The organism is Oceanisphaera arctica (genome assembly GCF_002936955.1).
GTDB lineage: Bacteria > Pseudomonadota > Gammaproteobacteria > Enterobacterales > Aeromonadaceae > Oceanimonas > Oceanimonas arctica.
The window spans coordinates 13,970-36,248 of the sequence record NZ_MPZM01000013.1; the positions used below are offsets into that span (position 1 = coordinate 13,970).

At 58.5% G+C, this 22,279-nt stretch carries 21 protein-coding genes and 1 riboswitch; of the genes, 8 read left to right on the plus strand and 13 right to left on the minus strand.

Annotated features, from left to right (window positions below; all coding sequences use genetic code 11):
- Positions 1-153 precede the first annotated feature (153 nt).
- Positions 154-240, plus strand: a riboswitch (cyclic di-GMP riboswitch).
- Between the two features lie 10 nt (positions 241-250).
- Together UN63_RS07890 and UN63_RS07895 are read left to right on the plus strand one after the other, a co-directional pair.
- Positions 251-3,322: an EAL domain-containing protein gene (locus UN63_RS07890; RefSeq protein ID WP_104486231.1), complete on the plus strand. Its 3,072-nt coding sequence runs from the start codon at positions 251-253 to the stop codon at positions 3,320-3,322.
- 187 nt (positions 3,323-3,509) lie between these two features.
- Positions 3,510-4,412, plus strand: coding sequence for a DMT family transporter (locus UN63_RS07895; RefSeq protein ID WP_104486232.1), 903 nt, complete (start codon positions 3,510-3,512; stop codon positions 4,410-4,412).
- 575 nt (positions 4,413-4,987) lie between these two features.
- Here UN63_RS07895 and UN63_RS07900 read toward each other — a convergent pair.
- From UN63_RS07900 to glyA, 13 genes are all read right to left on the minus strand, one after another.
- Complete coding sequence (locus UN63_RS07900) at positions 4,988-5,902, minus strand: DUF808 domain-containing protein (RefSeq protein WP_104486233.1); 915 nt, start codon at positions 5,900-5,902, stop codon at positions 4,988-4,990.
- Between the two features lie 44 nt (positions 5,903-5,946).
- Positions 5,947-6,294: a HopJ type III effector protein gene (locus UN63_RS07905; protein ID WP_104486234.1), complete on the minus strand. Its 348-nt coding sequence runs from the start codon at positions 6,292-6,294 to the stop codon at positions 5,947-5,949.
- Positions 6,295-6,348: 54 nt separating this feature from the next.
- Positions 6,349-7,017, minus strand: a complete 669-nt coding sequence (locus UN63_RS07910; RefSeq protein ID WP_104486235.1) for an alpha/beta hydrolase — start codon at positions 7,015-7,017, stop codon at positions 6,349-6,351.
- A 1-nt stretch (position 7,018) separates the two neighbouring features.
- The gene (locus UN63_RS07915) at positions 7,019-7,576 is read right to left on the minus strand and encodes a HutD/Ves family protein (RefSeq protein ID WP_104486236.1); all 558 of its coding nucleotides are present in this window, start codon (positions 7,574-7,576) and stop codon (positions 7,019-7,021) included.
- Positions 7,577-7,634: 58 nt separating this feature from the next.
- Positions 7,635-8,417: a biofilm regulation diguanylate cyclase SiaD gene (gene siaD / locus UN63_RS07920; RefSeq protein WP_104486237.1), complete on the minus strand. Its 783-nt coding sequence runs from the start codon at positions 8,415-8,417 to the stop codon at positions 7,635-7,637.
- Positions 8,410-8,787 (minus strand): biofilm regulation phosphoprotein SiaC, encoded by a 378-nt coding sequence (gene siaC, locus UN63_RS07925; RefSeq protein ID WP_104486291.1) that lies wholly within the window; start codon positions 8,785-8,787, stop codon positions 8,410-8,412. The genes siaD and siaC overlap by 8 nt, the downstream gene beginning before the upstream one ends.
- 20 nt (positions 8,788-8,807) lie before the next feature.
- Complete coding sequence (gene siaB, locus UN63_RS07930) at positions 8,808-9,350, minus strand: biofilm regulation protein kinase SiaB (RefSeq protein WP_104486238.1); 543 nt, start codon at positions 9,348-9,350, stop codon at positions 8,808-8,810.
- Between the two features lie 10 nt (positions 9,351-9,360).
- Entirely contained in the window at positions 9,361-11,364 is a 2,004-nt protein-coding gene (gene siaA / locus UN63_RS07935; RefSeq protein ID WP_104486239.1) for a biofilm regulation protein phosphatase SiaA, read from the minus strand.
- Positions 11,365-11,588: 224 nt separating this feature from the next.
- A complete protein-coding gene (gene ribBA / locus UN63_RS07940; RefSeq protein ID WP_104486240.1) occupies positions 11,589-12,698 on the minus strand; it encodes a bifunctional 3,4-dihydroxy-2-butanone-4-phosphate synthase/GTP cyclohydrolase II in 1,110 nt (369 codons plus the stop codon).
- 30 nt (positions 12,699-12,728) lie between these two features.
- Complete coding sequence (locus UN63_RS07945) at positions 12,729-13,382, minus strand: riboflavin synthase (protein ID WP_104486241.1); 654 nt, start codon at positions 13,380-13,382, stop codon at positions 12,729-12,731.
- Positions 13,382-14,497 carry a bifunctional diaminohydroxyphosphoribosylaminopyrimidine deaminase/5-amino-6-(5-phosphoribosylamino)uracil reductase RibD gene (gene ribD / locus UN63_RS07950; RefSeq protein ID WP_104486242.1) on the minus strand — a complete coding sequence of 372 codons (1,116 nt, stop codon included), beginning with the start codon at positions 14,495-14,497 and terminating at the stop codon, positions 13,382-13,384. The genes UN63_RS07945 and ribD overlap by 1 nt, the downstream gene beginning before the upstream one ends.
- Entirely contained in the window at positions 14,498-14,947 is a 450-nt protein-coding gene (gene nrdR, locus UN63_RS07955) for a transcriptional regulator NrdR (protein WP_104486243.1), read from the minus strand.
- Positions 14,948-15,160: 213 nt separating this feature from the next.
- Positions 15,161-16,414: a serine hydroxymethyltransferase gene (glyA, locus tag UN63_RS07960; RefSeq protein ID WP_104486244.1), complete on the minus strand. Its 1,254-nt coding sequence runs from the start codon at positions 16,412-16,414 to the stop codon at positions 15,161-15,163.
- A gap of 273 nt (positions 16,415-16,687) precedes the next feature.
- On the opposite strand from glyA, the gene UN63_RS07965 reads away from it, so the two are divergent.
- From UN63_RS07965 to acs, 6 genes are all read left to right on the plus strand, one after another.
- Positions 16,688-17,308 (plus strand): molecular chaperone TorD family protein, encoded by a 621-nt coding sequence (locus tag UN63_RS07965; RefSeq protein ID WP_104486245.1) that lies wholly within the window; start codon positions 16,688-16,690, stop codon positions 17,306-17,308.
- Complete coding sequence (locus tag UN63_RS07970; protein WP_104486246.1) at positions 17,308-17,661, plus strand: DUF2956 domain-containing protein; 354 nt, start codon at positions 17,308-17,310, stop codon at positions 17,659-17,661. Before UN63_RS07965 ends, UN63_RS07970 begins: the two co-directional genes overlap by 1 nt.
- A 32-nt stretch (positions 17,662-17,693) precedes the next feature.
- Positions 17,694-18,662, plus strand: coding sequence for an amidoligase family protein (locus tag UN63_RS07975; protein ID WP_104486247.1), 969 nt, complete (start codon positions 17,694-17,696; stop codon positions 18,660-18,662).
- On the plus strand, positions 18,650-19,339 hold the full coding sequence (locus UN63_RS07980) for a gamma-glutamyl-gamma-aminobutyrate hydrolase family protein (protein ID WP_104486248.1): 690 nt from the start codon (positions 18,650-18,652) through the stop codon (positions 19,337-19,339). Before UN63_RS07975 ends, UN63_RS07980 begins: the two co-directional genes overlap by 13 nt.
- 4 nt (positions 19,340-19,343) lie before the next feature.
- Entirely contained in the window at positions 19,344-19,778 is a 435-nt protein-coding gene (locus UN63_RS07985; protein WP_244905169.1) for a YqaA family protein, read from the plus strand.
- 178 nt (positions 19,779-19,956) lie between these two features.
- Positions 19,957-21,906, plus strand: a complete 1,950-nt coding sequence (gene acs, locus UN63_RS07990; RefSeq protein WP_104486250.1) for an acetate--CoA ligase — start codon at positions 19,957-19,959, stop codon at positions 21,904-21,906.
- The last annotated feature ends 373 nt before the right edge of the window (positions 21,907-22,279 follow it).

Consider the following 22,279-nt stretch of genomic DNA (forward strand, 5'->3'; position numbering starts at 1 on the left):
AGCGATGAAAATGTAAGTGAGCCCCATGTGAATCTAACTGGTATTATGGTAATATTGAACCAGATCAACTTGATTGCCTACATCATCTATAGATTCGCCCATTGTTTTTTTTAACAGACTCTTGCTTCAAGGCTTGATAGCCAGAGCCCCCATTTGAATAAACGGCAAACTCGTCGAAAGACAAGGACGCAAAGCTTCCAGCCTAAGGGTCGAACGACCTAGGGTAGTGGGGCCACCTGATGGATACAGAATGAATCTTCGTAACAAAACCCTGCTGGTCATTTCATTGACCGTGCTGAGCTGCCTGCTGGGCCTCTACCTGATCGCCCGCCTGATCCTGCTTGCCAGTTTCGAGCAAATCGAACACAGAAAAATTCAACTCCAGACTGAGCAGGTCAAAGCACTGTTGGCCCATGAAGCCGAAGATCTGAGTCTGGTGTCCGCCACCTTGAAACACATACTGGCAACCAATAGTCAACTGTTGGCTCGGGCTGCGACCTCAATCCTCCCCCAATACATTGCCAGGAATCCCGACATCGACCTGATCGCCATCATCGACGACCAGTCGGGAGATATCGAGCTGGCACAAACCTCCTTTTTAAATGAACGGCAGGGGGCCGGCATCGAGACATGGCGGCCAACCCTTCAACAACTGCCTGATGGCGTTCAGGGGCTGCTCATGGTCAAGCACCAGCCCTGGCTGGTCACCAGCAACCACATGCCGACCCTGAACGGACATAAACGACTGCTGTTGGCGCGACTTATCGACACGGCCGAACTGGACAAGATAAACGCCGCTGTCGGCAGCAAGGTACAAGTGACGGCGGAAACGAACAAGCAGACCTCTGTTTCATGGCCTTCCCGGGATCTCATCCGCTCAAGCATCCCCCTCGAGGATGCCCTGGGCCAGCCGACGCTGAGCCTGACTTTGCAGAACGAGACCGAGATCCTCGCCAGCGGCCGGCAGAGCGTCGGGCTGTTCCTCGTTGCGGCAACCATTTCCGGCTTGATATTGCTGGTTATCGGCCTGCTGCTGCAGGAAACGTTGTTGTTCAGGCGCCTGCTGGTACTGATAAAGGAGCTGAGAAACATCGGTCAAACGGATATCACCGGCCAGCGCGTCACTGTCATCGGCAAGGACGAGCTGTCAGAGCTGGCCCAGGCAATCAACCAGGGGCTTGAAAACCTGGAAAACAGCCACCGGCTGGTACGGGAAAACGAGCAACAACTCGATGAACTGGTCGAGGCCATTCCGGATCTGGTGTGTTTCAAGGATGCACAAGGCCGCTGGCGCCGGATCAATCACAATGGCTTGCATCTGATTGGGTTGGATAAAAACGAGGTGATCGGTAAGACCAACGAAGAGGTCGCCAATCATAACCATCGTCATAGTGCTGGCAACAGCCTTGCCCTCGCCCTGCAAGAAAGCTCAAGCAAAGACCCTGACATCAAGGCCAGTGGCATTCAAACCCGGTTTGAAATAGAAGTCGACTTCGGTCAGGGCAATCGCTGGCTGGATATGATCAAGACCCCCCTGTTCGATACCGACAGCGGTGAATACAAAGGCATGGTCGTGCTGGGCCGCGACATCACCGACAGCAAGCTCTACCAGGAGGCCAAGCTGTTCAAGCAGGTATTTATGGGCAGCTCCGAAGGCATCATGATCACAGATCCAAACTCGGTCATTTTAATGGTCAACACCGCCTTCACCCGCATCACCGGCTATCCACCGGAAGAATGCCTCGGCCATACTCCGGCCCTGCTCCAATCCGGGGTGCACAACAAAGCCTTCTACGGAAAACTGTGGCAATCGGTACGAGGACAGGGCTTCTGGGAGGGAGAGGTCTGGAACCGGAATCGCGACGGCACAGTCTACGCTCAGCGGCTCACCATTGATGCGGTTCGCGACCAGGGCGGGCGTATCATTAACTATATCGCCATCCTCAATGATATCAGCGAGAGCAAGGCCGCCGAAGCCATCATAGAGCGGCAGGCCAGCTACGATAGTCTCACCGGGCTACCCAACCGTAATCTGTTGCAAGACCGGCTGGAACAGGAGATGGCCGGCACTCGGCGCCACGACACGCAGATGGCGGTGGTATTTATCGATCTGGACAAGTTCAAGGCCGTCAACGACTCATTAGGCCACGATCATGGAGATTTGCTGCTCAAGTCGGTGACCGAACGGCTGCAAGCCTGCGTGCGCCAGACCGATACGGTGGCTCGCCTGAGTGGTGACGAGTTCGTGCTGATACTGACCAATCTGACTCAGGGAAGTGACTCCAACCGCGTCTGCGAGCAGGTGTTGGCACAACTCAATATGCCCTTTCAACTGAATGCCCATAAGGTACATATCTCCGGCAGCCTGGGCATCGCCCTCTACCCCGGGGATGCGGACAGCCCGGAGGCGCTGCTGAAACGGGCCGATACCGCCATGTATCGCGCCAAAAAGCGAGGTCGTTCTCAATATTGCTACTTCGCCCTCGAGATGGAAGAGCAGGCCCAGTCCCGGGCGATGCTCGAAAGGGATCTAAGGGCGGCACTGCATTTGCAGCAGTTCACCCTGCATTATCAGCCGGTGGTGGATCTGGCCAGTGGCACCATATGCGGCGTCGAGGCTTTGCTGCGCTGGCAGCATCCCGAGCGAGGATTTATCTCTCCCGCCACCTTTATTCCCTTCGCCGAACAAAACGGGCTGATCCGAGAGCTGGGTGAGTGGGTGCTATGGCAGGCATGCCGCGATATTGCCGATGTACGCCGGCGCTTCCCTCACCTCGGCTACGTGGCGGTCAACGTCTCGGCCCGCCAGTGGCGGCTGCAGGATATGAGTGCTTTGGTGGGTCAGGTGCTGAACAGCACAGGCCTGCCGGCTCAGCAGCTGGTACTGGAGATCACCGAACAGAGCTTCATCGACGATCTCGCCTTTGTCAGCCGGGAACTGCGCTCCCTGCAGTTAATGGACGTGCGGGTGCTGCTTGATGACTTCGGCACCGGTTATTCGTCGCTCAGTTACCTCAAGCGGCTGCCGGTTCATGGCCTTAAGATAGACCGCAGCTTTATTCACGATGTTACCGAGCATCCGGAGGGAGCGGCTCTGGTACGAGCCACACTGGCGATTGCCGACAGCATGAAGCTGGCGGTGGTTGCCGAGGGAGTCGAGACTTCTCAGCAGCGTGACTGGTTGCTGGGTGAAGACGTACGTCACGCCCAGGGCTACTTGTACGCACGCCCCATGCCGCTGGATGAGCTGCTTGCTTTGCTTGAAGCCACCCATGGCAGGCTGACAATAACGGAACAGCCTCTGCAAGTAGTCAGCGGATAACCCGGACCAGCCTATTAGTGTCGGCAGCATCACAGGACCAGACGGCTCTGTGTGCAAATAAAGTGAAATAGCATAAAGTAGGGCTGCTGCCGGCCGTGTCCATCATTCCTGCTATGGAACCGCGCACTTCATCTTGTATACCGGCCTGTCTTATCCGCTTTGTACCAGAACATGACGAGGGCTATTTATGCTGCCAGAACGGCGCGGCGATCTGTTTATATTAAGCGCGACTCTGCTGGCGTCTGCCGGCTGGCTGTTTTCCAAGGAGGCGATCGCCGGCCTGCCCCCCGCCGGTTTTGTGGGCTGGCGCTTTCTGCTGGCGGCCCTGCTGCTGCTGCCGTTCTGCTATCGCCAGTTGCGCCAGACTTCTGCCGGGCTGCTGCTCAAGGCCGCCGCCATCGGCCTGGTGATGACCCTGAACCTGATCTTCTGGATTCAGGCCATTTCCCACAGCGAGGGCATAGGAGAAGGCGCCTTTATCATGAGTCTGTCGATGCTGATGGTGCCGCCCCTGGCCTGGCTGATCTTCAGGGAGCGACCGAGCCGGCAATTCTGGCTGGCTTTGCCCATCGCCATCACCGGCCTGTTTCTGCTGACCATGGGCTCGGGCCTGAGCTTGTCGCTCAGCCAGCTGTTGTTCCTGCTGGCATCCCTGTCGCTGGCAATGTATTTCAATCTGAACAGCCGTTTTGCCCGACGCATAGATCCCATGGCGCTCACCTGTATTCAGCTGGCGGTCACCGGCGTCATGCATCTTGTTTATTCCGGTCTGTTCGAACACTGGCCCGATGTCATCGAGCCCGAGATCTGGGGCTGGTTTGCCGCCAGCGTCCTGCTGGCCACCTCGCTGCGTTTTGTCTGCCAGAGTACCGGGCAAAAATACAGCAACGTGGCCAATGCCGCCCTGATCATGATGCTGGAGCCGATATGGACAGTGCTGATCAGCGTGTTCTGGTATCACGAGCCGATGCCGATAGAGAAAGTGTTCGGTTGTATGCTGATCCTGCTGGCGTTGCTCAGCTATCGCAGTCGCAACCTGCTGGCCTGGTATCGCAGCCGCCAGGCACTGAATGTGGGTGGTAAGAGATAAGCGAAGTTGGTATCAATCAGATAAAATATCTGATTGATACCAACTTGAATAAACATCTGATCATTTTTAAACCCAAGCTCAGAGGCAACACAGCCGCCTCCCACGACACGCCACTGGTAAATGACACTCACCGTTGCAGCCTACTGCGAACATTCACTGGATGTTCGGTCAGGCGGCAACCGTTCGTCACGGCGAGACAAGCTCGCCCCCTGAGGGTTCGGAAATGCTGTCTGACCGCCAGGGATGGCGGGAATGCCGAAATTGCAGGAGCATTTTTCGGCCATGGCATTTCACGGTCGTGGTAGTCGATCTCTGTTGCCTCTTCTTGGGCACCGAGTTGCCTGTAGACGACGCCAACAGGCAACTCCCTGGCGTCAGGGAGGATAGAGGGATCTGCTCCGCCGACCATCACGTGACAGGGACGTCATGTGCAGAGCGTCACATGGATGTGCTTGAAGCGAGTCGTCGGAGCGGGCCCTTTGTCCGACCTTTACACAGAAATAAAATAGATCATTTGTTTAATGGGACTTGTGTCGCTTTTTACCGGGCAGCAGTTCAGCCTCAAGTCGCCAGAATCAGGTGCCCTTCAACCGGCAGACGCCGTTCACCAGCAGCAGTACCAGACTCCCTGCCAGAATGCCGACGATGCCGTTCAACAGCATCGGTGCCAGCCAGTTAAGCCCGCCGCCCAATAACGGCAGCCCCTGGCTCCAGTCATGGATCAGAGTCTCGGCTCCGGGTATGCCGTGCACCAGAATGCCGCCGCCCACCAGAAACATGGCGGCGGTGCCCACCACCGACAAGCCTTTCATCAGATAGGGGCAGGCCGACAGCAAGGCCTGGCCCAAAATCTGCGCCAGGCCGGTTTTCTTGCTCAGGTAGAGGCCGAGATCGTCCAGTTTGACGATGCCCGCCACCAGGCCGTAAACGCCGACGGTCATCAGCACGGCGATGCCCGCCAGCACGGCCACCTGCTGGCCGAAACCGGCGCCAGCCACAGTGCCCAGGGTGATGACGATGATTTCGGCCGACAGAATAAAATCGGTGCGGATTGCACCCTTTATCTTGTCCCGCTCCAGCGTCACCAGATCCACCGACTCGGGCTTTTCCGCTTGCTGGATCCCGGCCAGATGACGGTGTTCGTTACTCGCCTTGTGCTGAAAAGAGTGCACCAGCTTTTCCACGCCCTCGAAGCAGAGAAAGGCGCCGCCCAGCATCAGTAAGGGAATAATGGCCCAGGGTGCCAGGGCGCTGATCAACAGCGCCGCCGGCACCAGAATCAGCTTGTTGCGCATAGACCCCTTGGCCACCGCCCACACCACAGGAATTTCTCGCTCGGCCCGCACCCCGGAAACCTGCTGGGCGTTGAGCGCCAGATCGTCCCCCAGCACGCCCGCGGTTTTCTTGGCCGCCACCTTGGTCATCAGCGACACGTCGTCCAGCAAGGTGGCGATATCATCAAGCAGGCTCAACAAACTGGCACCGGCCATGGCAGTATCCTTTCTGTGGTGATCGAGAGTTGATCGGGCGTTAATCAGGCTTTGGGCGTTAACGGCTGACCGGCAAACTCGATGCCATCCCAGCCATTATTAATGAAGTTACGGATATTCTGATGATCCTGTCCCGCCGGGTTGCCCAGCACATCGTCCCGATAGAAGGCGCCGAAGCATGCCAGGGTCTGCTGCTGGTTGAAGCCCTGCAGTCTGGCAAAGGCGAACAGCTTGCAGGAGCCGTTGTTCTGCCCGGCTTCATTGTGTACCTCACCGTTGGTAAAGGCGGTGGGGGTAAAGTCGTAAAGGCCCTCGATTACCGCCATGGTGTCGGCAAATGCGATGGTCTCGGGGTGGTTGTGCAGTTGCTGCTGCAGTTCGTTCAGGTTCATCTTCTTTCCTTGATAGTATGTTTTAAAATTAACTCGGGGAGCGCATTTCGGCCATCAGTCCTGCAACTGCAGGCAACGGTGCAGGAAACGGGAGATATCGGCAATTTCGGCGGCGCAGACGCTGTGCTCCATCGGGTAGCTGTGGTATTCGGGCACAAAGCCCCATTGCTGCAACTGCAGACAGGCCCGTTCGCCCAGCAGCTCCGGCACTACGCCGTCGCGGCTGCCGTGCAGTATCTGCACCGGCAGGTACTGGTTGGCGTCATGGCGCTCCAGGCTGTCGGCGGTGGCGAGATAGGTCGACATGGCAATCAGGCCGGCCAGCGGCTCGTGGTAACTTAACGCCGCCTCATAGGCCACGGCGCCGCCCTGGGAAAAACCGGCCAGCACGATGCGGCGACTGTCGATGCCCTGGGCTATCTGCTGTTCAATCAGCGCCTGTATCGCCAGGGCCGAGGCCCGCAACTGCAGCTCATCCACTTCCCGTTCCAGGCTCATGGCCAGAATGTCGTACCAGGCGGGCATCGGCAGGCCGCCGTTGATGGTCACCGGTATCCGGGGCGCATGGGGAAAAATAAAACGAATGGCGCTGCCTTCGGGCAAGTCCAGCTCAGGCACTATGGGCTCAAAGTCATGGCCGTCGGCGCCCAGACCATGCAGCCAGATCACACAGGCGTCCGGGGTGGGCCCGGTCTCTTTCACAATAAAATTCAGTGTCGTCATCTCAGACTCCGTTCAAAGGGTAAAGGGTGATATCGACCAGGGTGGCACCCTGCTCGTCGGCGGCCAGATCCAGGCTGTCGCCGGGTGCCAGTACCCACAACTCGGGCTCGGCATTCAGCCCCGTAGAGTGACGATACAAGAGCCTCGGGGTCAGGCTGTGACAACGATAAATCTGCCCCGGCGCCAGCTCATGTACCTGCAGCCCGGCCCGGCCCCAGCGCCGGTCGGTCATGATATTGAAGTCCAGACATTCGCCGCCCAGCAATGTGCACTCCACCGCCTCTTCGCCGGAAAAGGCCAACGGCACGAAGGGAGTATCCAGCGTTTGTGTCGAGCCGTTCATGTTCAGCTCGAAGCCGGCGCCGTCCACCAGCATCAGAATGCGATCGATGCCGGGAAAGAAAGAGAAGGGGCCGCTTTGCCCCACCCGGGCCATCGACACCCGCAGGCCGAAATCGGTGCCCTGCTCGCCGGGCAGCCGATACAGCTCCCGGGTGACGCCGCCGCCGTTTTTCCAGGGCATGTCGATAAAATCGGCCGGTCCCAGTCGTATTGCCATCGCTTTGTTGCTCCGAGTCGAGGGTGATAAAAAGAAGGGATCTTAGGGTCTGTTGATCTTAGGTCGGGGCTACCTGCAACCGATTTCGCCCATTCTGTTTGGCCTGGATAAGCGCAGCGTCGGCACGGTTGATGGTGAGTTCGACGCTTTCATCGGGCCGATAGATGGCCAGTCCTGCACTGATACTGAGCTGAACCTGCTCATCCTTCTCCAGTCGCAACGCCCGTACCGCCTGCATGACTCGATCCACTATATGGGTGGCCAGCTCCAGTCCGGTTTCCGGCAACAGCAGCATGAATTCCTCACCGCCCCAGCGGGCACAGAGATCGTAGCCTCGCAGTTGACGAGAAATAGCATCGGCCATCATGCACAACGCCCTGTCCCCCGTATCATGGCCAAAGGCATCGTTGATACGTTTGAAATTATCCGCATCCAGCATCACCAGGCTGAACGGCTCTCGCCCTCGGCGATACCGCTCCAGCTCTTCGCTCAGTCGTTCCATCAACAAGCGTCGATTGGCCAGCCCGGTCAGCGGGTCTCGCAACGCCGCCTGTTTAAGCTGTTCATTCAGTTCCAGCATGCTGCGCTGGTAACGGTCGGAGATGCGGGTAATTTTTTCCAGTCGCCGCAATTGCCTGTCGTACTTATTCAGCAGGTCATGAGTCTGGGAGCGCGCCATGTCGTAGCTGCAGTCGGAAATGCGCAGCAATCGCTCCAGTCGGCCACGCTGCTCTCTGTCTCGCGCCAGCAGCATTTGAAGGGCCGGAAGCAGCGGGTTATCCCTGTGTTCGGGATCCGCCAGCAGCTGATCCAGCTCCTTATCGGTCAGTTGATTAGTCATGAGGCAGAATATCGAAGGGGAAAGAACAGTCTTCCTTGAACTCCTCGGCCAGCTCCACTACCCGCTCGTTGTCCGGGTCATAGTACCAGCGCACGCTGACGGCACGCTTTTGCGCAAAAGCCGCTTCCAGCAGATCGAAGATGTCCATCATCGCCTTGACGCTGCTGGTGTTCATGTAAATCAGGCGCAGATCCAGTTGCAGCGGAGTCACCGAGTGTTGCAGAAACTGTTCGACCCATTCGATGACTTCCCCAAAAAACTCGAACGAGTTTTCCGGGTAGGAGTCACCCTGCATTGTCATCACGCCACTGTCCGGATTGCAGAGAATGGTGGGAGTAGACTGGCTACCCGTAATGTTTAATGATTTCATGGCCACTTCCGCTTTTATATTCATATTACCGCCAACAGACTGAAAAAACCCCGGCCATCACCGGTCTCTGCCAGCTTGGCCGTCATCGGCCGAGATGACTTGCGTGCCACATCGATCAGGCCCAGCCCGGCACCGGAACTGTTGTTATTCGAGCGAGGCTGGCGCAACTGGGCTTTATAGGCCGCCTTCAACTCGGCCTTGTCCATGCCGGACAGCTGCTCGATGCGGTGACACAGTGCCTGACCGTCGGTCAGCTCCACCTGATTACCGGCCAGCACCAGATAATGACCTTCATCGCTACGTGCCACCAACACGGTAGCCGAGCCTTCAGTATCGCTGTATCCCATGCCCACGGCATAGTGGCGAATATTCTGGGTCAGCTCGATATAGACTCCGAACACATCCATGGCCGCAGCGGGCAGCGCTTTTTCCGCCTGCAGATAGTTTTTCAGGGCATTGCCTATTTCTTCAATCAGACTACGGGATATAGGCCCGTTGAAGCAGAGCAGTATCTGATTCTGATTAAACTGTTCTCTGATCGACAGCAGATCAATGGATAGCATTGCAATATCCTTATTTAAGCGTATCAACTTTAAACGCGAGCAGGGTCATGTCATCCCTCTGCGGATGCGCACCTCGATAGTCATCCAATGCCTGTCCGAGCGCCTTGGCTTGCTCGTTCAAAGGCAGTCTGGCATGGGTTTTCAATAGTTCACGAAAGTGGCTACTGCCCAGACCAAACCCTTTTTTACCTCCGGCCTGATCGAGGTATCCGTCCGTGGCCAGGTAATAAATATGGTCGTGCTGCAGGTTGATAGCACTATCTTCAAAATGTGCATCTCGGCGATCCATCAGGGTTCGTCGGTTGCCCTTGAGCTCTTCCACGTATTCACCGTCGCTGTGATAAAGCGACATCTTGGCACCGGAAAAAATCAGCTGCTGCCGCTCCGGTATTATACTGGCCAGGCCCACGTCCATGCTGGTCGCCAGTCCGCGGGGTAACTCGCAGTCCTGCAACATGCCCCTCAGAATTTTGTCGGTCAGCTGCAGTATCGCCGCCGGTGAGTCTATCCCCTGCTCGCGGATGGCATGATCCAGCGCCGCCCGCGCCAGCATGGTCATCAGCGCGCCCGCTACCCCATGACCGGCGCAATCCACCACGCCCACCAGAAACCGCCCTCGCTCACCGGGATGAAAGATATAGAAGTCGCCGCCGACCACGTCCCGCGGATGCCAGAGCACGAAGTGATGTTCACCCAGCACCTGGGTCATCTGCTGATCCGGCAAGATGGCCCGCTGGATCAGGCTGGCATAATCGATGGAGTCGTTAATCTGCTGATGCGCCAGGCGCATTTTCTGATTAGCCTCTTGCAGCTCATGGGTGCGACTGCGCACCTTTTGTTCCAGCTCTTCGGTATGAGCTCTTACCTTGTTGGCCATCACACCGAAGGCGGCACTGAGATCACCGATTTCATCGCCTGACGATGGCGGCAGAGACACGTCGTAATTCCCCCGTGCGATGGCGGTGGCCGAGCCCTGTAACCGACTCAGGGGAGACAACAATAGCCTTTCTACCGCATAGGCCAGCGCTAACAACAACGCCGCCAGCATCAACACTAACGCCAGCAGGGCGCTATTGAGCCAGGCTCCTTCCAGCACATGGGCCGCACCGGGATCAACGGCGGTCACCACATACCAGCCAAGCTCGGGAATAAAGCTGAGCGCCAACAGCTGGCGATGATCGGCGAGGGTAAACCAATCGACGCTTACCTGCCCGGGCGTCGCCCTGACTTGCGCCATCAGCTCTTGTAATCGCAATTTCTCCGTGCCAGGCAACCGTGCCAGCAAGGTATGTTGCTCGAAATCGGCCCCTGTGGCAGAGCCAATGGCGATATCATCTATATTGGGATGGGCCTGAAAAGCGCCTTGCTCATCGATGATCATCGGCGTTACGCCTATCTCGTCGGTCGCAATAAAAGCATCAATAAAGCCGGTCAGGTCGATACCGGTACCGGCCAGCCCAAGCACCTGGCCCTGATCTTCAATCAACACGTTCAGCCACACCCGCGTGGTTCTCAGGCGGGTATCCCGGTTGACGTTGATGTTGAGCTTGTCGCCACTGGCCAGCACATTGAAAAACCAGCGATCGTCAGGATTGTCGAGAGAGAGGTAATATTTCGGCTCGCCGCTGAAAGGGGTATCGGAATCACGATAATAATAGGCGCCCGACTCGGCACTGGTCACAAAAAAAGAATGACTGCTGAAGTCTTCTATAAAGCCTTCGCTCTCGCGAAACAGCAACGCCTTGTCTTGCTCCTCGTCTTCATTCTGCAACCATTGCTGCATCAATACCGAGTCGGCAAAACGCCGGGCCAGTGCCAGATCCCGAGACAAGGGCACCAGAATATTCTGCCGGTTAAGCTGCGTAAAATTACGGGCATACGCTTTACCAAAGTGCTCCTGCACCCCGGACATCAGATGCCAGCCAATGCCGCCGGCCGGAATAAAGGCCAACAGGCAGGCGATCAACAGCGCCCATATTGATTTAGCTCGCAGTCCCCTGCCCCAAATGGCCATCAGCGCCTTTTATCCTTATATCGCTCTTACTTACTCGAAGCCGTTATTGTTGACGCAACAACATCAAAACTCAATCCAATATCCGGAAAAAGCCTGCAAGCTGTGCCTGATTGTTTATTGTCGAGATAAGGTAACGTTATGGATCTGAAGAAAGGAGGAATAGAAACAGAGGGTATAATACGACAGGAAAACTGCCGCCGGGGGCGGCAGTCTATACACGGTGATCAGTCGATGATGTAGTCGACCACTTCCAGGCCGAAGCCGGACAACGCATGGTAGCGCTTGGGTGAGCTGAGCAGCTTCATCTTGCCGACACCCATGGCCTGCAGTATCTGCGAGCCGACGCCGACCCGGCGGGAAGTACCCTGGCGCTTGGCGCCTTCCGGCCGCTCGCCGCGATCCACCGCCTCGAACTGGCGCACCAGCGACAGCAGGTGATCCGGCGTTTCTTCCCGGCCGAGGATCACCAGCACGCCGCCTTCATCGGCGATGCGCGCCATCGACTTGCCCAGAGGCCAGGTGCGCGACGAGTGACGATCGGTCATCAGCACATCGGTGAACATGTCGTGAATGTGCACCCGTACCAACGCCGGTACCTCGGGCTTGATTTCGCCCTTTCTCAGCGCGAAATGCACCTGGTTGTCGATGGTGTCGCGAAAGGTCACCAGCTCGAAATCGCCGTATTCGGTGGGCAGGTTGCAGCGCGCCACCTGCTCGATGGTGGTTTCGTTCTGGTTACGATATTCGATCAGATCGGCGATGGTGCCGAGCTTGATGCCGTGCTGTTCGGCAAAGACTTCCAAATCCGGACGACGGGCCATGGTGCCGTCTTCGTTGAGGATCTCGACGATCACCGACGAAGCCTCAAGACCCGCCAGTCGGGCCAGATCACAACCCGCTTCGGTATGGCCGGCGCGGGTCAGCACGCCACCGTTTTGGGCCTTGAGCGGGAAAATATGCCCCGGCTGCACCAGATCGGACGGTTTGGCTTCCTTGGCCACGGCGGTCTGCACCGTATGGGCGCGATCGGCGGCGGAAATACCGGTGGTTACCCCTTCTGCGGCTTCGATCGACACGGTGAAGGCGGTGGAGAACTGCTCTGTGTTGCGGCTGACCATCTGGGGAATATCCAGCTGGCGGCAACGGGCTTCGGTCAGGGTCAGGCAAATCAACCCCCGGCCATACTTGGCCATGAAGTTGATGTCTTCCGGGCGCACATGCGCGGAGGCCATGATCAAGTCACCTTCGTTTTCCCGGTCTTCGTCATCCATCAGAATGACCATTTTGCCCTGACGGATATCGTCGATGATTTCCTGGGTACTGCTTAAAGCCATGGGGTTCTCCCTTGTTATCTAACGAGACCGCTATTTCACAAAACCGCTGGCGGCCAGGGTCGCCAGCGTCAGTCCGCCCTGTTGAGGCTCGGACGCAGCGGTCAGCAGGCGTTCAAGATAGCGGGCAATAATATCCACCTCAAGATTTACCTGGCGGCCGGGCCGCCAGTCGTCGAGGGTGGTTTCCTGTAATGTATGGGGCACCAGGGTCAGTTTAAAGGCCGCGCCGTCCACATCGTTCACCGTGAGGCTGATGCCGTCCACGGTAATGGAGCCCTTTTCGGCGATATAACGAGCCAATTCGGCTGGCGCCTCGACCCACAGCTCGATGCTTTTACCGAGTTGGGTGCGGCGGCGGATATGCCCCACCCCGTCCACATGGCCGGACACCATATGTCCGCCCAGCCGGCCGGTGGCCAGCAGGGCTTTTTCCAGATTGACCGCCTGCCCGCTGCGATAGCTGGCAAAGCCGGTGCGATCTATGGTTTCGCCGGACACATCCGCACAGTAGTAATCCGCGCCCAGCTCGGTCACGGTCAGGCAGACGCCGTTGGTGGCAATGGAGTCGCCAAGCTTCACGTCCGACAAGTCCAGCCGGGGGCAGAGAATGCGGATCACCGACTCATTACCCTGGCGGCAAATATCGGCCAGTACGCCTGTGGCTTCCACTATTCCGGTAAACATCAGTTTTTTACCCTTGCAGTCAATTTAAGATCGGTGCCGACCCGACGGCAGTCGCGCCACTCCAGTTGCGGTATCTGGTCCATGGCGGTCAGCTCAGGCAAGTCGAACAAGCCGCGGGCGGCTTCGCCCATCAGCTTGGGCGCCTGATACAGCACCAGTTCGTCGACCAGCGCCGCTCTCATCAGGGCGCCACAGAGGCGAGCCCCCGCCTCGACCCACAGATGGTTTATCTGGCGACGACCCAGCTCGGCCAGCAACAGCGGCAGGTCGAGCCGGCCATTGTCTGCCAGCGGCAGCACGCATTCTTCCACCTGTTCGCCGAAATCGCCGCTTGCCCGGCCGCGCAGCAACAATATCGTGCCGGGCAGGCCGAACAGTTTCAGACCCGGATGCAGCCGATTGCGGGTGTCGATAATGACCCGCAGCGGCTGGCGCAGCCGGCTTTGTTCATATTCTGTTTGTACCGACTCGGGCAGCTCACCCCAGCGCACATTGAGGCTGGCATCGTCGGCCAGTACCGTATCGGCACCAGAGAGGATGGCGCAACTCAGGGCGCGGTGGCGTTGCACGTCGCGGCGGGCGGCGGGGCCGGTAATCCACTTGCTCTCGCCGTTGGCCAGGGCGGTGCGACCGTCCAGGCTGGCGGCCAGCTTGACGGTAACAAACGGCAGACCGGTGCGCATACGATGCATGAAGCCGGTATTGACGGCCTCGGCCGCCTCACTCATTAAGCCAGCGTCGGCTTTGATGCCGGCATCAGTCAGCATGGCCAGGCCACGCCCTGCCACCCGGGGGTTCGGGTCCACCGAGGCTGCCACTACTCTGGCCACACCGGCGTCGATCAGTCCCTGGGCACAGGGGGGCGTACGACCATGATGGGAGCAGGGTTCGAGCGTCACATAGGCGGTTGCGCCCTTGGCTGCCTCGCCTGCCTGACGCAGGGCAAAGACCTCGGCGTGGGGGCCGCCGGCCTGCTGGTGATAGCCTTCGCCCACCAGGGTGCCGTTATGCACTATGACACAGCCCACCGAGGGGTTGGGGCTGGTGGTAAAACGCCCAAGCCGAGCCAGTTCAAGCGCCCTGGCCATCCAGCGCGCATCGTCGGAATTAAACACTCATTGCTCCAGTCGGGCTATTTCTTCGCCGAATTGGCGCAAGTCTTCAAAACAGCGATAAACGGAGGCAAAACGGATATAGGCGACCTTGTCGAGCTGCTTCAGCTCTTCCATCACCAGGTTGCCGATATGTTCGGATTTGACTTCCCGCTCACCGGTGGCGCGCAGCTGAGACATGATGCGGCTAACCGCCTGCTCGATAGACTCGGTACTGACCGGGCGTTTTTCCAGTGCCCGCTGCATGCCGGCTTCCAGCTTGTCTTCGTTGAAGGGCTCGCGAATACCGGTGGTCTTGATCACCCGCGGCATCACCAGCTCGGCGCTCTCGAAGGTGGTGAAGCGCTCTTTGCAGGCGTTGCATTCCCGCCGGCGGCGCACCTGCAATCCTTCCCCGACCAGACGAGAGTCGATGACCTTGGTTTCGGTTGCGAGACAGAAGGGACAGTGCATAGCGCCTCCGTGGGCTAAATTCGGCTGTTAGTGTAAATAAGCAGGCTACAGATTGCCAGAATGAAACACAGTTGTAAGCGTGAATATCGGGATTGGGGAATAGGGAATGGGGAATGGGGAATGGGGAATAGGGATAAAAAAAGGGACCGGGAACACAAGTCCCCGATCCCTAATCCCTAATCCCTAATCCCTAATCCCTAATCCCGATACGTGTTACGCATAAACCGGGTGACGACGGCAGATGTCCAGCACCTGCTCTTTCACGCGGGCGATGGTCGCTTCGTCGTTGATGTCGTCCAGCACATCACAGATCCAGCCCGCCAGTTCGCGTACGTCGGCTTCATTGAAACCACGACGGGTCACCGCCGGGGTACCGATACGAATACCGGAGGTCACGAACGGAGAGCGCGGGTCGTTCGGCACGGCGTTCTTGTTCACGGTGATGAAGGCACGGCCCAGGGCGGCGTCGGCTTCTTTACCGGTGATGCCCTTGTCGATCAGGTCGAGCAGGAACAGGTGGTTGTAAGTACCACCGGAAACCACCTTGTAGCCGCGCTGCTGAAAGGCATCGGCCATGGCCTGGGCGTTTTTCAGCACGCGGCCCTGGTATTCCTTGAACTCGGGCTCCAGCGCTTCCTTGAAGGCAACGGCCTTGGCGGCGATAACGTGCATCAGGGGACCGCCCTGACCACCGGGGAAGACGGCTGAGTTCAGCTTCTTCTCCAGCTCTTCGTTGTTGGCGGCAGACAGCACCAGACCGCCACGGGGGCCGGCCAGGGTCTTGTGGGTAGTGGTAGTGACCACGTGGGCGTGGGCGATGGGGCTCGGGTAGTGACCGGCTGCAATCAGACCGGCAACGTGGGCCATGTCCACCATGAACCAGGCACCGACCTTATCGGCGATTTCACGCATGCGCGCCCAGTCGACGATGCCGGAGAAGGCGGAGAAACCACCGATGATCATCTTCGGCTTGTGCTCAACCGCCAGACGCTCCATTTCTTCGTAATCGATCACGCCGGCTTCGTTGATGCCGTAAGGCACTATGTTGTACATCTTGCCGGAGAAGTTGGCGGGAGAGCCGTGAGTCAGGTGACCACCGTGGGCCAGGTTCATGCCCATGACGGTATCACCGGGCTTGACCAGCGCCATGAAGACGGCGGAGTTGGCCTGGGAGCCGGAGTGCGGCTGCACGTTGGCATAGGTAGCACCGAACAGCTGCTTGGCACGCTCGATGGCCAGTTCTTCGGCGATGTCGACATATTCACAGCCGCCATAGAAACGCTTGCCCGGGTAGCCTTCGGCATACTTGTTGGTCAGCTGGGAACCCTGAGCCTGCATCACGCGCGGGCTGGTGTAGTTCTCGGAAGCAATCAGTTCGATATGCTCTTCCTGACGCTGGGTTTCATCACAGATGGCCTGCCACAGCTGAGGATCATAATCGGCGATATTCATTTCACGCTTTAACATCCGTCTCTCCTGACTCACATGGGGGTGTTCACTGAAGTACCGAGTTTACCCTTAAGGCCGGGTTCGGCCTAGCCCCGGAACGCCAGTTAACAACATTTATTTATCTTTAAGTTGAAAATTTTACAAAAAGTTGAAGATTAAGCAACACTTTAAGACCCATCAATTCACCGACAGCCAGGGTAGATCTGGCCGTTAAACCCGATAGAATAGAGGTCTTTAGCCGGAACTTCGGCCCAAAGGCCGAGCCGCACCCAATCCGTCGTTGAGGATAATATGCAAGATTTCATGGTGACCTCGCACCGTCGAGCCGAGCTTTATCACTGGTTTACCGCCCTGTTTGCGGCCCCGCTGGTCGACGAGGAAATACGCGAGTTCGGGGGCTATGACATGCATGCCTTCCTGGACAGTCTGGCGACCCTGGACCCATTGCAAGACGCCACCGAGGCCTTTCGCCGGCAGGCAGGCAGGGTGCTGGAACTGGATCAGCCCGAGAGCGAGTTGAGCGAACATTACCAAAGGCTGTTTGGCGATGACTCGCTGCTCGATACGGCGTCCCTGGCCCAGCCAGAAGACGAGGCCATGATGCTGATGAGCATACTGCTGCATCAGCACGGCACCCGGCTGGAGGACGACGACCCGCTCAACGCCTGTAACCAGCTGGAGATGATGGCCACCCTCGCCCTGGCCGGTGCCGACGCCGACAACGAGACAGACCGTATCGCCCTGCTGGACCAGCAGCGGGAGCTGGCCAACCAGCTGCTGATCGACTGGCTGCCACCCTTCGCTAGCGCCTGCGAACAAAAAGACTCTTTTGGCTTCTATGCCGCCGCCGCCGGCCTGCTGCTTGCCATGTTCAGCATGGATATTCATTATCTTAATAATGTGGCCCAATAATGGCTTACAACAAGAACCGGAAAGCCGCCCCCTCGCCCCAGATTCAGGAAGAGGCCGAACGCATCGCCAAGGCGACCCAGCGTCCGGGGCAGACCAAGGAGCAGACCCGACTGATCAATCAGGGCATCCAGAAAGGCATAGAAGAATACAAGAAGCAGCACAAGGCCCGCGCTCGCGCCGCCGACAAGGCCAAAAAACAGCAGCTTCGTCAGCAGCACGATGATAACGACGAGACCTTTGAGCCGGAACCCGGGCCGGAGCCGACCACCGCCTCGTCCTGGCTACCCTGGTGGCTGCTTGCCCTGAGCTGGGCCGGCTTCGCACTTTATTGGTGGTGGCAACAGCCGGGCTGATGCTAGGGTCTGTTAACCGACAGGAGCAATCAATGGCATACCGCTTACCCGAACACAGGCACACGGTCTCCGGCCAGGAACGGCGTCTCGGCGTAGAGCTGGAACTCAACGGCCTGTCCCTGCCCCGGCTGGCCGAGCTGGTGGCCGAGCAACTGGAGGGCAGCCTGCGCCATTGCTCTGAATACGAAATTGAAATCGATACCCCGCTCGGCACCTTTCGGGCCGAGCTGGACTTCGACTACCTCAAACGGCTGGCCCGGGTTCAGCTTCGGCAACCGCCGGGTGAACTGGAGCTGGCCGCCACCGAACTGCTGGGCACCCTGGCCTTTCAGCTGGTGCCGCTGGAATTGGTGAGTCCGCCGTTGCCGCTTTCCCGACTAGATCAATTAACGCCGCTGTTTGAACGGCTGCGTGCCAACGGTGCCAAGGGCACCCGTCATGCCCTGCATTATGCCTTTGGTCTGCACCTGAATCCGGAGCTACCGGACACCGACAACCTCACCCTGCTGCGCTACTTCAAGGCCTATCTGTGTCTGCATGACTGGCTGGAGCAGCGGGAAGACATAGTCGCAGCCCGCAAGCTGTCGCCCTATATCCGCGGCTTTGCCAAAGATTACAGCCGCAAGGTGATCGACCTCGACTACTGGCCCGACTTGCGACAATTCAGCGAAGACTACCTGGCCGCCAACCCCAGCCGCAACCGCTCACTGGATCTGCTGCCCATCCTGGCCTGGCACAACGAGGCCCGGGTGAAAGAGGTGGTGCAGGACGACAAGGTCAACAAACGGCCGACACTGCACTACCGGCTGCCCAACTCCGATATCGACAATCCGTACTGGTCGCTGCAGCACGCCTGGTCCGGCTGGTTGCAGGTGGAAATGCTGGCCAACGATGAACGTCGGCTGGATCAGCTGTGCCGACACTATGCCGCCCACCTGGACAGCCTGACGCCGGATTTTCTCGATCCCTGGAAGAGCAAGGTCACGCCATGGCTCCGCTGATCGGTGTGACCGGCCCCGATAGTCGGCTGCCCTGGGCCTGGTGGGCCACCCGGCTGGCCATTTTTATAGCCGGTGGCCGGGCGCAGCGGCTGACGCCCTCCACCTTTCAACCTCACAAGCGGGACAAGCTGCAGGGGTTGATCATCGGCGGCGGCGACGATATCGACGCCGCCCTCTATGGCGAAGACACCGGCCGGGCACCCGCCGATCCCGAGCGAGACGCCTTCGAAATAGAGCTGATCGAGCATGCGCTGGACACTCAATTGCCGCTGCTCGGCATCTGCCGCGGCGCCCAGCTGATTAACGTGGTGCTGGGTGGCTCCCTGCATTCGGATATCCGGCCGCTGCGTCGTCACACCTCCAACCGCCGTACCCCCTTGCCACGCAAGACCGCCATCGGCTATGGCCAGGGCCGGCTGCATGGCATCATTCGCCGGCCTCGCTGGCGCATCAACAGCCTGCATCATCAGGCGGTGGACCGGCTGGGTGTCGGCCTGACGGTGGCGGCCCGGGATCTGGACGGCTTCGTGCAGGCCATCGAGAATCGGGGCGAGCACTATATGCTGGGGGTGCAGTGGCATCCGGAATACCTGCCCTATCTCGACCACCAGCGCGCCATCTTCCGCACTCTGGTCCGGCTCGCCCAAGCCGCCCGCCCCGAGCGGCTTTATCCTTGAGTACATGATGCTTGATTATCTGATTGTCTTTGCCAGCAGCCTGCTCGCCGCCACCATAGCGCCCTTTTATTCCGAGGTGGTGCTGGCGGCAGTGCTGACCCGCCAGCCCGATGCGGTGGTGCTGCTGTGGGCCCTGGCCAGCGTCGGCAACACCCTGGGCTCTGTGGTGAACTGGTGGCTGGGTAAATACCTGCTGCATTACAAACACAAACGCTGGTTTCCCATCAAGGACAAGCAATTGGAACGCGCCCAACGCGGGTTTCAGCGTTTCGGCGTCTGGTCGCTGCTGCTGGCCTGGGCGCCGGTAGGGGGCGACGCCCTCACCTTTATCGCCGGCATCATGAAAGTCCGCCTGCTGCCTTTCATCCTGCTGGTATTTATCGGCAAGTCAGTACGCTATCTCATCGTCATCTATTTCGCCGAGCGGTTTTTGCTGTAGCTAAAACACGGATGAATCTCGATTATCCGCCGTTACACTGCGATACAAACCGGTAACATGCCCACCCGGATTATGCTAGAAATGTAACCTGGCTAGCCGAAAGTCTAATTGAGCATGGCGACCATCTGCGTCACCTTGTTACACAATGGTTATTGGATATACCCCAAGGAGCGGAATAATGAGTGAAGTCAAGGTTCATCCCGTCATGGCACAGTTTGCCGAACATGCCCTGATAGACGATGCGGGTTATCAGCGCATGTATCAGGAGTCCATCGAAAACCCGGACAAGTTCTGGGGTGAACAGGGCAAGCAGGTAGACTGGATCAAACCCTATACAAAGGTGAAGAACACCTCTTACGATCCCGGCCACATCAGCATCAAATGGTTTGAAGACGGTACTCTTAATCTGTCCGCCAACTGCATCGACCGGCACCTGGCCACCAAGGCCGACGAGGTCGCCATCATCTGGGAAGGCGACAGCCCGGACGACGACAAAAAAGTCACCTATCGCGAACTGCACGAGCAGGTGTGCCGCTTTGCCAACGTATTGAAAGCCCAGGGCGTGAAAAAAGGCGACGTGGTCAGCATCTATATGCCCATGGTGGTAGAAGCCGCCGTGGCCATGCTGGCCTGTGCCCGCATCGGCGCAGTGCATTCGGTGGTATTCGGTGGTTTCTCTCCCGACGCCCTGGCCAGCCGCGTCATCGACTCCGAGGCCAAACTGGTAATCACCGCCGACGAAGGCCTGCGTGGTGGCCGTACCGTCGCCCTCAAGGCCAATGTAGACGCCGCCCTGGCCAAACCCGGCGTCAGCCAGGACTGCAAAGTCATCGTCTATCGCCGCACCGGTGGTGACGTGGCCTGGTTTGAAAACCGTGATATCTGGTGGCACGAAGCCACGGCCAAGGTCAGCGCCGAGTGCCCGCCCACCGAGATGAACGCCGAAGATCCGCTGTTCATCCTCTATACCTCCGGCTCTACCGGCACTCCCAAGGGCGTGTTGCACACCACCGGCGGTTACCTGGTGTATGCGGCCATGACCTTCAAATACATTTTCGACTACCACGAGGGTGATGTGCACTGGTGTACCGCCGACGTCGGCTGGGTCACCGGCCACACTTACATTCTTTATGGACCGCTGGCCAACGGTGCCACCACCCTGATGTTTGAGGGCGTGCCCAACTACCCCAAGACCAACCGCATGGCGCAGATCGTCGACAAGCATCAGGTCAATATTCTTTATACCGCGCCCACCGCCATCCGCGCCTTCATGGCCAAGGGTGACGAGGCAGTGGAAGGCACCAGCCGCGCCAGCCTGCGCGTGCTGGGCTCGGTAGGCGAGCCCATCAACCCGGAAGCCTGGGAATGGTACTACCGGGTGATCGGTGACGAGCGCTGCCCCATCGTCGATACCTGGTGGCAGACCGAGACCGGCGGCATTCTTATCTGCCCGCTGCCCGGCGCCACCCTGCTTAAAGCAGGCTCCGCCACCCGCCCCTTCTTCGGTGTGCAGCCGGCGCTGGTGGACGGTGAAGGCACAGTGCTGGACGGCGTGACCGACGGCAACCTGGTGATCCTGGACTCCTGGCCGGGTCAGATGCGCACCATCTTCGGTGATCACGACCGCTTCGAGCAGACCTATTTTTCCACCTTCCCCGGCACCTATTTCAGTGGTGACGGCGCCCGTCGTGACGAAGACGGTTATTACTGGATCACCGGCCGGGTGGACGATGTGCTGAACGTGTCCGGTCACCGTATGGGCACCGCCGAGATCGAATCGGCCCTGGTGGCGCATCCAAAAATAGCCGAAGCGGCGGTGGTTGGCGTGCCGCACGACATCAAAGGCCAGGGCATCTACGCCTACGTCACCCTCAACTCCGGCGAAGTCCCCTCCGCCGAGCTGCATAAAGAGGTGAAAGACTGGGTACGCAAGGAAATCGGCCCCATTGCCACCCCGGACATCATCCACTGGGCCGAAGGTCTGCCCAAGACCCGCTCCGGCAAGATCATGCGTCGCATACTACGCAAGATTGCCACCGGCGACACAGGCTCTCTGGGCGATACCTCCACCCTGGCCGATCCGGCCGTAGTCGACCGTCTGATCGAGGAACGCAGCCGCGTCGCCTGATCGAGGCAGCCAGACAGATAAAACGCCGCCTTCGGGCGGCGTTTTTGTTTAGGCCGTCTGCTCTGCCCTCTTAGTGTAGAAGCATGTTAATGACCGAAAATGTCGCACTGGATGTCGTACAAACCGCCAAAGCGCGCTACATGGCGTCTTGGCACCCTGCTCCCGACGGCGCTCCTTGTCGGCATCAGCAGTCTGTTACCGGGCTTTAACCTGCAATCAGTGATTAGACCAGTAAATTGCTGCCAATTTTCACGAAATCACTATAATTGACCGGTCTGGGTCGAGCCGTACGATTTTATTTGCCAGAAATGGGTAAAAACGGCTAGTCTCCATGTTGCTCGATGAGAACACCGCAAGATTGCCGAGGATTGCT

Coding starts and splice junctions, on each gene's coding strand:
- nrdR (WP_104486243.1), bottom strand. CDS start 14,947: ATGCACTGTCCCTTCTGTCTCGCAACCGAAACCAAGGTCATCGACTCT.
- siaB (WP_104486238.1), bottom strand. CDS start 9,350: ATGCTATCCATTGATCTGCTGTCGATCAGAGAACAGTTTAATCAGAAT.
- UN63_RS07970 (WP_104486246.1), top strand. CDS start 17,308: ATGGCTTACAACAAGAACCGGAAAGCCGCCCCCTCGCCCCAGATTCAG.
- UN63_RS07890 (WP_104486231.1), top strand. CDS start 251: ATGAATCTTCGTAACAAAACCCTGCTGGTCATTTCATTGACCGTGCTG.
- UN63_RS07895 (WP_104486232.1), top strand. CDS start 3,510: ATGCTGCCAGAACGGCGCGGCGATCTGTTTATATTAAGCGCGACTCTG.
- UN63_RS07980 (WP_104486248.1), top strand. CDS start 18,650: ATGGCTCCGCTGATCGGTGTGACCGGCCCCGATAGTCGGCTGCCCTGG.
- siaD (WP_104486237.1), bottom strand. CDS start 8,417: ATGACTAATCAACTGACCGATAAGGAGCTGGATCAGCTGCTGGCGGAT.
- UN63_RS07900 (WP_104486233.1), bottom strand. CDS start 5,902: ATGGCCGGTGCCAGTTTGTTGAGCCTGCTTGATGATATCGCCACCTTG.
- acs (WP_104486250.1), top strand. CDS start 19,957: ATGAGTGAAGTCAAGGTTCATCCCGTCATGGCACAGTTTGCCGAACAT.
- siaC (WP_104486291.1), bottom strand. CDS start 8,787: ATGAAATCATTAAACATTACGGGTAGCCAGTCTACTCCCACCATTCTC.
- glyA (WP_104486244.1), bottom strand. CDS start 16,414: ATGTTAAAGCGTGAAATGAATATCGCCGATTATGATCCTCAGCTGTGG.
- UN63_RS07975 (WP_104486247.1), top strand. CDS start 17,694: ATGGCATACCGCTTACCCGAACACAGGCACACGGTCTCCGGCCAGGAA.
- UN63_RS07965 (WP_104486245.1), top strand. CDS start 16,688: ATGCAAGATTTCATGGTGACCTCGCACCGTCGAGCCGAGCTTTATCAC.
- siaA (WP_104486239.1), bottom strand. CDS start 11,364: ATGGCCATTTGGGGCAGGGGACTGCGAGCTAAATCAATATGGGCGCTG.
- UN63_RS07915 (WP_104486236.1), bottom strand. CDS start 7,576: ATGGCAATACGACTGGGACCGGCCGATTTTATCGACATGCCCTGGAAA.
- ribBA (WP_104486240.1), bottom strand. CDS start 12,698: ATGGCTTTAAGCAGTACCCAGGAAATCATCGACGATATCCGTCAGGGC.
- UN63_RS07910 (WP_104486235.1), bottom strand. CDS start 7,017: ATGACGACACTGAATTTTATTGTGAAAGAGACCGGGCCCACCCCGGAC.
- UN63_RS07945 (WP_104486241.1), bottom strand. CDS start 13,382: ATGTTTACCGGAATAGTGGAAGCCACAGGCGTACTGGCCGATATTTGC.
- UN63_RS07985 (WP_244905169.1), top strand. CDS start 19,344: ATGATGCTTGATTATCTGATTGTCTTTGCCAGCAGCCTGCTCGCCGCC.
- UN63_RS07905 (WP_104486234.1), bottom strand. CDS start 6,294: ATGAACCTGAACGAACTGCAGCAGCAACTGCACAACCACCCCGAGACC.